Annotated in this window: 8 protein-coding genes; 5 read left to right on the top strand and 3 right to left on the bottom strand. The window is 54.9% G+C overall.

Annotated features, from left to right (window positions below; genetic code table 11):
* Window positions 1-107 precede the first annotated feature (107 nt).
* Together murB and birA are read left to right on the top strand one after the other, a co-directional pair.
* Window positions 108-1,136 (top strand): UDP-N-acetylmuramate dehydrogenase, encoded by a 1,029-nt coding sequence (murB, locus tag IM290_RS20185; RefSeq protein WP_110292657.1) that lies wholly within the window; start codon window positions 108-110, stop codon window positions 1,134-1,136.
* Window positions 1,133-2,095 carry a bifunctional biotin--[acetyl-CoA-carboxylase] ligase/biotin operon repressor BirA gene (birA, locus tag IM290_RS20180; RefSeq protein WP_193042418.1) on the top strand — a complete coding sequence of 321 codons (963 nt, stop codon included), beginning with the start codon at window positions 1,133-1,135 and terminating at the stop codon, window positions 2,093-2,095. Before murB ends, birA begins: the two co-directional genes overlap by 4 nt.
* A gap of 32 nt (window positions 2,096-2,127) precedes the next feature.
* Here birA and bcsG read toward each other — a convergent pair whose 3' ends face one another.
* From bcsG to bcsE, 3 genes are read right to left on the bottom strand one after another with little or no spacing between them, the layout of a single operon-like run.
* Window positions 2,128-3,807, bottom strand: a complete 1,680-nt coding sequence (bcsG, locus tag IM290_RS20175; RefSeq protein ID WP_023315007.1) for a cellulose biosynthesis protein BcsG — start codon at window positions 3,805-3,807, stop codon at window positions 2,128-2,130.
* Window positions 3,800-3,994, bottom strand: coding sequence for a cellulose biosynthesis protein BcsF (gene bcsF, locus IM290_RS20170; protein ID WP_017384193.1), 195 nt, complete (start codon window positions 3,992-3,994; stop codon window positions 3,800-3,802). The genes bcsG and bcsF overlap by 8 nt, the downstream gene beginning before the upstream one ends.
* Complete coding sequence (bcsE, locus tag IM290_RS20165) at window positions 3,991-5,553, bottom strand: cellulose biosynthesis c-di-GMP-binding protein BcsE (RefSeq protein ID WP_032649805.1); 1,563 nt, start codon at window positions 5,551-5,553, stop codon at window positions 3,991-3,993. Before bcsE ends, bcsF begins: the two co-directional genes overlap by 4 nt.
* A gap of 173 nt (window positions 5,554-5,726) precedes the next feature.
* Here bcsE and bcsR point away from each other — a divergent pair, with 173 nt between their 5' ends.
* The 3 genes from bcsR to bcsA are packed head-to-tail and all read left to right on the top strand — an operon-like array spanning window position 5,727 to window position 9,291.
* A complete protein-coding gene (gene bcsR, locus IM290_RS20160; protein WP_003861175.1) occupies window positions 5,727-5,915 on the top strand; it encodes a cellulose biosynthesis protein BcsR in 189 nt (62 codons plus the stop codon).
* An 11-nt stretch (window positions 5,916-5,926) separates the two neighbouring features.
* Window positions 5,927-6,679 (top strand): cellulose biosynthesis protein BcsQ, encoded by a 753-nt coding sequence (gene bcsQ / locus IM290_RS20155; protein ID WP_003861177.1) that lies wholly within the window; start codon window positions 5,927-5,929, stop codon window positions 6,677-6,679.
* The gene (bcsA, locus tag IM290_RS20150; protein WP_023295581.1) at window positions 6,676-9,291 is read left to right on the top strand and encodes a UDP-forming cellulose synthase catalytic subunit; all 2,616 of its coding nucleotides are present in this window, start codon (window positions 6,676-6,678) and stop codon (window positions 9,289-9,291) included. Before bcsQ ends, bcsA begins: the two co-directional genes overlap by 4 nt.
* Window positions 9,292-9,296 lie beyond the last annotated feature (5 nt).

Here is a 9,296-nt window from a genome sequence, read left to right as displayed (position 1 = left end):
AGGATGGCCTTTTTGCGTTTCTGCACCTGCTTCCTTTCCATAAACAAATCACCTATCCCCCCATATATACGGTAAACTATCCCGGTTTTTGCATCAGGATAGCGTCTATGAATCACTCCCTTAAGCCCTGGAATACCTTTGGTATTCAACGGAATGCTAATCAAATTGTACGTGCCGACAGTGCTCAGCAGTTGCTGAATGCATGGCAAAACGCAACAGAAAACGGTGAACCCGTACTTATTCTGGGCGAAGGAAGTAATATCCTGTTTCTCGATGATTTTGCGGGGACGGTAATCGTCAATCGCATCATGGGGATTGAGCGTAAAGAGAGCGCTGACAGCTGGCATTTACACGTGGGTGCTGGCGAGAACTGGCACCATCTGGTGCAATATACCCTTGAAAAAGGGATGCCAGGGCTGGAAAACCTGGCTCTGATCCCGGGCTGTGCAGGATCATCTCCTATTCAAAACATCGGTGCCTACGGCATCGAACTGAAACACGTCTGCGAATATGTCGACTGCATCGAACTCGCGACCGGAACGGCGAAGCGCCTGACCGCAGAGCAGTGCCGCTTTGGCTATCGCGACAGCATTTTCAAGCACGACTATCAGGATCGTTTCGTCATTGTGGCCGTTGGCCTGCGCCTGGCGAAAGCCTGGAAACCCGTTCTGACTTACGGCGATCTGACCCGTCTCGACCCGGCTACCGTCACACCGCGTGAGGTATTTGATTCCGTATGCCACATGCGAATGACCAAGCTCCCGGACCCGAAAGTAAACGGAAATGCGGGTAGTTTCTTCAAAAACCCGGTGATCAGCAGCGAAAATGCAAAAGCGTTTCTCGCCGGCTGGCCAACGGCCCCGCATTATCCTCAGGCGGATGGTAGCGTGAAGCTGGCCGCAGGCTGGCTTATCGATCAGTGTGAATTAAAAGGTACGACTCTTGGTGGCGCTGCTGTTCATCGTCAGCAGGCGCTGGTACTGATCAACCAGTCCAACGCGACAAGTGAGGATGTCGTCAACCTGGCGCATCATGTTCGCCAGCGCGTGGGCGAAAAATTCAACGTCTGGCTGGAGCCTGAAGTTCGCTTTATTGGCCGAACGGGCGAAGTGAATGCCGTGGAGACCATTGCGTGAAGGACAATACTATCCCGTTAACTCTCATCGGTATCCTTGCCGATGGCGAGTTTCATTCTGGCGAGCAGCTGGGCGAACAGCTGGGCATGAGCCGTGCTGCGATCAATAAGCATATTCAAACGCTCCGCGACTGGGGCGTGGATGTGTTTACGGTGCCGGGAAAAGGCTACAGCCTGCCGGAACCGATCCAGTTACTGAATGAAGAGGTCATCCGCAGCCAGATTGGGCACGGTAACGTCGCGGTATTGCCGGTCATTGATTCGACGAACCAGTATCTGCTGGATCGCCTGAGCGAGCTGAAATCCGGTGATGCCTGCGTTGCCGAGTACCAACAGGCAGGACGTGGCCGCCGGGGGCGTAAGTGGTTCTCACCATTTGGCGCCAACCTCTACCTTTCCATGTACTGGCGGCTTGAACAGGGGCCAGCTGCGGCCATCGGGCTGAGCCTGGTCATCGGCATTGTGATGGCAGAGGTGCTGCACGATCTGGGTGCCGATCAGGTGCGGGTAAAATGGCCCAACGATCTGTATCTCAACGATCGAAAGCTGGCGGGGATCCTGGTTGAACTGACGGGAAAAACAGGCGATGTCGCACAGATCGTCATTGGGGCGGGACTGAACATGGTGATGCGAAACGTGCAGAACGATGTCGTGAACCAGGCCTGGACCAACTTGCAGGAAGCGGGGATCACCATCGATCGCAATACGCTTGCCGTCCGCATGATCAATGAGTTGCGTAGTTCGCTGACGCTCTTTGAACAAGAGGGGTTAGCGCCATTCCTGTCCCGCTGGGAAAAGCTGGATAACTTTATTAACCGACCGGTGAAGCTGCTGATTGGGGATAAAGAAATTTACGGCACATCACGCGGCATTGACGCGCAGGGCGCGTTGCTTCTTGAACAGGATGGCGTGATTAAGCCCTGGGTGGGCGGTGAAATTTCGTTACGAAGTGCGGAGTAACCCTCTCCCCACAGGGGAGAGGGTGTAGCAGGTCACTGCGGATACGGCACCCAATCCCCGGCATTCAGTCGGACATAAGGCTTATTCTGATACTGGATCACCACCGCATTGGCGTTTTCCGATACCTCCGCCGTCTGCGGCAGCCCGCTGGTGAGCTGATCCCAGTTCACGCTATCCTCCACAAACAGCTTACCGTCTACTGCACGAGCAACCAGTTCCGAGATAGCCAGATAGCTGCTTGGCTGGGTGATCTCAACTGGCGCTCCCTGATGCGGCGCCTTCATGCCAAAGAACTTAATCCCGGCGGGAACGTTAGTGATGGACGGGCTTGGGATATCGCGCAGACCAGACACCTGCATCCTGTCGCCTTTCAGCGCCCCTCCGTGTTCCGGTACTACCACCACCATCACTTTGCGACCTGATTTTTCCAGCTCGTTGAAGAACGCGTTCAGCTCGTCAAAGAACTTCTGCGCACGGGCCTTATAATCGGCCGTTTTACTCACGCCGGGATAATGGTTCCCGTCGTGCAACGGCAGCGTGTTATAGAACGTCGCACTACGTGTCCCTTCCTCTTTGCCGACGGTATCTAACCAGCGCTGAAGCACGGCGGTATCGTCATACACCGGCGAGCCATCAAAGCCCAGCAACGTTACCGGTAGCCCTTTCTGGTCCATCAGCGGGGCCTGCATGCCACCCTGTTCACGCACTTCTTTCAGGAAGTTACCGAACTGACCGTTATGGCCCATCATCAGGTGCTGGGTAAAACCCAGTTTTGCTAGGTTATCAAACAGATAACACTGGTTAGCTGCCGGCTGGTAGAGGTTCTTATGCGAAGGCTGTCCGCAGCTGGCGCGCAGCAGGCGGATAGCCGCCGGGCCGCTGTACGACGTGGCCGAGTTGAAGTCCTTAAACTGAATATCGAAATGCGACCACAGCGGGTGCGACATCAAACCAGCCGCGTCAACGTCAGCCCAGGACAGAGAACAGATGTTAATGACCAGCAGCTCAAACGGCTGAGCATCGGCAGGCAGCGCGTCCGGGAATTTCGTCTGACGCTTATCTTCCGCAGCGTAAAAACTGGAGAGCCACGCGTTCAGGTTAGTGGATGTCGGCGGTGCAGTCTGCGCAGGAATATCCCCAACCACTGGCGTATCCCCTGCTGTCGCAACGGTCGCGGCGGCGGAACCGCCCGTGGTGGTCACGGTTGTCGTCGGCTGACCGGCTGGCCACAGCGAGAAGCTCGGGCCCGTCAGCGTCAGGACGTTAAGCCAGATCATAATCGCGACGACAAACACCGTCACCCGGATCCACTGAGACAGGAACAGCCAGGCGACCAGCAGGACAAATACCGCGCCAATCATCTGCCAGTTAATAAAGCGCTCAACCAGATCGAGCATATAGTCCGCACTGAAACCTGCGACCTGGGAGCCCTGGCTCATGATGCTTTCAGGGCCGGGCAGCCAGGTATCATGCCAGAACAGGGCGAAACCGATGGGGATAGCGACCCAGTGACGTATACGGTGCAGCCTGAGGTTCGGGATTGGCATCAGCAGGAATGCCATAAACACCAGGTTAAGCAGAGGGTGGAAATTAAGATAGCCTGCCCACAGCAGACCAAACTTCACCAGAAAGTAGAAATTCCAGCCGGACAGGCCGCGCCAGTATTGCCAGAGTGGCGAGGGCGCCGAAGAGGTATAGGTAGAATTAGTCATGTTTTCGGTTTGCCTTGACGTTCGGAGCGCGAGTCAGTGTTCCGGCGGGTTTAATATAGCGAGGTTTGACGAACAGTAATCTGATCGTATCGCGAATACGGCGCAGGGAATGGCGTGCATAGTAGCCAAGCGGCAAAAAAATCAGCGCGCACAGAACAACCAGTTGGATGATATCGCTGATATTCATAATGGCGCGCTCTCCTTGTTCTCATCCAGTAAGCGTAGCGGCTCGGGTACCCGTCGCCAGACATGCCCGTCATGTTTCGCGTTCAGAACCGGTTTGGCGCCGCTTGTGACAGGCAACGGTTTGGCCCACTTTTCAGGTGGCAGGGCACGCATCTGGACAAGCTCAGCCGCGATCAGGTTATCTTCAAACCAGACCATACGGTTCGAGAAGATATCCGCGGTAGGAAGCGGGAAGATATGGTTAAGTGCAGTATCCAGATCGTTCACCCGGCAGAAGGAGAGGAACAGCACCAGGCGGTTATCGCCAATGGTCATGATGTCCCCGATACGGTTAGGGCGGCACAGAGTGAGCGCCTGCTCAACGCGAATACCCGGCACGGGGCGCAGGGCAACCATCACCCCTTTTCCGTCTGCCGGTAACAGCGTATTGCTCATCATGTTGCCCACCGCATCGCAGAAGGTGTCCCATTTCTGGTAGCCGCGCAGTTTCATCGGCTGCGTCATTGAAAGCAGGGTGCTGATATCTTCCGGAACATGTCGATTAAACTGCTGGCCCTGGATGCTTTCGATCAGCGTCAGACAGCGCGACAGGGGAGCATTCCACGGAATGACCATATTCGCGCCGCAGCCCAGTAATAAGCGCTCATCGGTGGCGCGCAGACTGGTATTATTTTCACGCACTACAATTTTTAACGCGCTGCCGCGCTGGCGACGTAATGTGTGAATGTGCCTTGCCAGCGTTTCGATTTGGTTATTCTGGATCAACGAGAAGATAATAGTCGCCGCCTGCGTGGTGCGCGCCTCATCAAATAAGGCTTCATTGGTATCGAACAGTGACCAGTGCTCAGACAGTGCAGGCGCACCTTCCAGTACCGCAATATGGCTCAGAACACGTTTTTCATCACTGCGTGGCTGAACTACCGTCTCTTCCTGTTGAGCAAGATGCCACTCATCCCCGACTTGTTTGAGTGTAAGTTGTTGTCGGGAGCTCACCCCTTTTTCATTGCACCAGAAAGCCACGTCGTAAAGATGGCTGTCGGTCTGGACCCGAATACTGGCCAGGCCATAGAGAGAACGGTATTCACTCATTAAAAGTGAAAAAAGCTTGTCATTATTACTGCCTGGGTTAACAACCAATAAGGTGCAATTTTGATTTTTTGCCCATCTGTTGATTCTTCCCAGCCATTTCAGAAGCTTTTCAGACGGTATATTTTGCAGGCCATCATTAGAGCATTTTAGAATCAGTAAATAGTGTTCAGGAACAATAGAACACTGAATATCGTGGGGTAAAAAGTATAGACTGTCAGCCTCCGCAGGCATGGAAAATAATCGTACTGTCTGGGGTCCACGGTCACTGTCGAGTCTGATGATTGACTTCGGCTCTTCGCCCATCGTAATGACGGCCACGCGGGAATCCTTCCCCTGCGCCGCTATCGTCTGGTTTACCAGACTGATGGCATCTTCATTACGATCCGTATTAACCCACCAGACTCCTCCGACTGGCATGTGGCGCAATTCGTCCCATAATGACTGGATGCCAATAGAAAATATGGAGTCCACGGTGTCCCTCTTTTCGTCGAATATCTATGTCTCTCAGTTTACTAGCGAAAGCGTAGAAATAAACCTAACATTGAAATTAAAGAACATCAGATTTAGCATGTAAATGAAATTTAATGGCAGGACGCCTCGCTGCATCTGAATCTTATGATTTTACTCAAAGGGATGAAAAAAGAATGCAAAATAACGAACCCGCAACCCCAGTCGACTCAAGTCTGGGTTACACATTCCAGAACGATTTTTTGGCACTCACGCAGGCTTTTTCTTTGCCTGAAATAGATTACACCGATATTTCCCAGCGTGAACAGTTGGCGGCGGCTATTAAACGTTGGCCGTTATTAGCTGAGTTTGCCCAACAACAATAAGGAAGCCATTGATGGCTGTACTAGGATTACAGGGCGTCCGTGGTGGGGTGGGTACAACTTCCGTTACCGCGGCGCTGGCGTGGTCATTGCAGGTATTAGGTGAATCGGTACTGGTCATTGATGCCTGTTCCGATAATTTGCTGCGCATGTCATTCAATGTCGACTTTACGCATGCAAACGGCTGGGGACGCGCGCTTCTGGACGATAAAGACTGGCGGGATGCGGGTTTGCGTTATACCTCCCAGCTCGATTTGCTTCCCTTTGGTCAATTGACCGAAACCGAGCGCGGGAATGAAGCCGCGTACCAGCGCCTGTTCTCTCGCTTCATCACCGCATTGCAGAGCCTGAAAGAGAGCGGGCACTATCAGTGGATCCTACTGGACCTGCCGCACGGTGCCGCGTCGCTGACCCGCCAGCTGCTGGCGCAGTGCGACCATGTGCTCTCCATCGCGAACGTAGATGCGAATTGTCATATCCGTCTGCATCAGCAGCCGATGCCTGCCAATGCCCATATTCTGATCAACGATCTGCGCATTGGCAGCCAGATCCAGGACGATCTCTACCAGGTCTGGCTCCAGAGTCAGCGCCGCCTGTTGCCGATGGTGATCCATCGTGACGAAGCGATGGCGGAGTGCCTCGCGTCCAAACAACCTCTCGGGGAGTACCGTAGCGATTCACTGGCGGCGGAAGAGATCCTGACGCTGGCCAACTGGTGTCTGTTGCACTTTGCTAAACGGCCGGAGCCTGCCGGGAGTTCAGTATGAGCCGCCTGACTAACTGGCTGCTCATTCCGCCGGTCAGTTCGCGCTTAAGTGAACGCTACCGCCATTACCGTCATCACGGCGCCTCGTCGCTGAGCGCTGCGCTGGGCTGTTTGTGGATGATTCTGGCGTGGATGTTCATCCCCCTCGAACATCCCCGCTGGCAACGCATTCGTGCGCGCCACGGTGAACTCTATCCGCATATCAACCCTGACAAGCCGCGTCCGCTGGATCCCGCGCGCTACGCTATTCAGTCCATCTGGCTACTAACGACCTCAACGGGCGCGGAGAAAAAAACGTCCCGCTGGCGCAGCTTCGATCGCGTGCAGAACCTGCGTGAACACTACCACCAGTGGCTTGACAGGCTACCTGACCGGGTGGGCGACAAAACGGGTCATTTAGATAACCACAAAGAGCTCGGGCACCTACACCCGGGCTTGCGGCGTTTTATTCTCGGCGTGGTTGTGGTGTTCTCGCTGATTCTTGCGCTGGTCTGTATTACCCAGCCCTTCAACCCGCTGGCGCAGTTCACCTTCCTGATCCTGCTGTGGGGCGTGGCGCTGCTGGTGCGGCGCATACCAGGGCGTTTTTCTGCCCTGATGCTGATTGTGCTATCGCTGACCGTTTCCTGCCGCTACATCTGGTGGCGATATACCTCAACCCTGAACTGGGACGATCCGGTCAGCCTGGTGTGCGGCTTAGTCCTGCTGTTTGCTGAGACTTACGCCTGGATCGTGCTGGTGCTGGGTTACTTCCAGGTTATCTGGCCGCTAAATAGACAGCCGGTGCCGCTGCCAAAAGACACGACCCAGTGGCCTACGGTGGACCTCTTCGTGCCGACCTACAACGAAGACCTGTCGGTGGTAAAAAACACCATTTACGCCGCGCTGGGTATCGACTGGCCGAAGGATAAAATCAAAATCTGGATCCTCGATGACGGTGGCCGTGCCGAGTTCCGCCAGTTCGCGGACGAAGTGGGGGTAGAGTACATCGCCCGTACCACGCATGAACACGCGAAAGCCGGTAACATCAACAATGCGCTGAAATATGCCAAAGGGGAGTTCGTCTCTATTTTCGACTGCGACCACGTGCCAACGCGCTCGTTCCTGCAAATGACCATGGGCTGGTTCCTGAAGGAGAAAGAGCTGGCGATGATGCAGACGCCGCACCACTTCTTCTCGCCGGACCCGTTTGAACGTAACCTCGGCCGTTTTCGTAAAACCCCGAACGAGGGCACGCTGTTCTATGGACTCGTGCAGGACGGGAACGACATGTGGGACGCAACGTTCTTCTGCGGCTCCTGTGCGGTTATCCGCCGGAAACCGCTGGATGAAATTGGCGGGATCGCCGTCGAGACGGTCACGGAAGATGCGCACACCTCGCTGCGTCTGCACCGTCTTGGCTATACCTCCGCCTACATGCGTATTCCTCAGGCGGCGGGGCTGGCCACGGAATCCCTGTCGGCGCACATCGGCCAGCGTATTCGCTGGGCCCGCGGCATGGTGCAAATTTTCAGGCTCGATAACCCACTGATGGGTAAAGGGCTGAAGCTGGCGCAACGGCTGTGCTACGTCAACGCCATGTTCCACTTCCTGTCCGGTATTCCACGGCTTATCTTCCTCACTGCGCCGCTGGCGTTCCTGCTCCTTCACGCTTACATCATCTATGCGCCTGCGCTGATGATTGCCTTGTTCGTTCTGCCGCACATGATCCACGCCAGCCTGACGAACTCGAAGATTCAGGGGAAATATCGCCACTCCTTCTGGAGTGAAATTTACGAAACGGTGCTGGCCTGGTACATCGCGCCGCCAACCATGGTGGCGCTGATTAACCCGCATAAAGGGAAATTCAACGTCACCGCGAAGGGCGGGCTGGTGGAAGAGGAGTATGTCGACTGGGTGATCTCCCGGCCCTATATCTTCCTGGTGCTGCTGAATATTGTGGGCGTGATTGTTGGGATCTGGCGCTACTTCTACGGCCCGGAAAACGAAATTCTGACGGTCTTCGTGAGTATGGCGTGGGTGTTTTATAACCTGATTATCCTCGGTGGCGCGGTGGCGGTATCGGTGGAGAGCAAACAGGTTCGCCGCGCGCATCGCGTCGAAATAAGCATGCCAGCGGCCATTGCCCGCGACGATGGACATCTCTTCTCCTGTACCGTACATGACTTTTCGGATGGCGGTCTGGGTATCAAGATCAACGGTCAGGCGAAGGTGCTGGAGGGGCAGAAGGTCAACCTACTGCTTAAGCGCGGCCAGCAGGAGTATGTCTTCCCGACGCAGGTGGTGCGTGTGAGAGGAAATGAAGTGGGTCTGCAACTGATGCCGCTGACCAAAAAGCAACACATTGATTTTGTGCAGTGTACGTTTGCCCGCGCGGATACGTGGGCTCTCTGGCAGGACAGCTTCCCTGAGGATAAGCCTCTGGAAAGCCTGCTGGATATTCTTAAGCTGGGGTTCCGTGGCTATCGTCACCTTGCAGAATTTGCCCCGTCGTCGGTGAAATTAATTTTCCGGTCACTTACTTCACTGGTTTCCTGGGTCGTGTCGTTCATTCCGCGTCGACCTGAGCGAGATGAAGCGAAGCAGGCGGACCCGGTTATGGCTCAACAATGATGATA

Source organism: Enterobacter cloacae complex sp. S1, from assembly GCF_014930525.1.
GTDB lineage: Bacteria > Pseudomonadota > Gammaproteobacteria > Enterobacterales > Enterobacteriaceae > Enterobacter > Enterobacter hormaechei_C.
The sequence above is the reverse complement of the archived record's forward strand: the minus strand, read 5'-3'. Positions and strand labels throughout refer to the sequence as shown.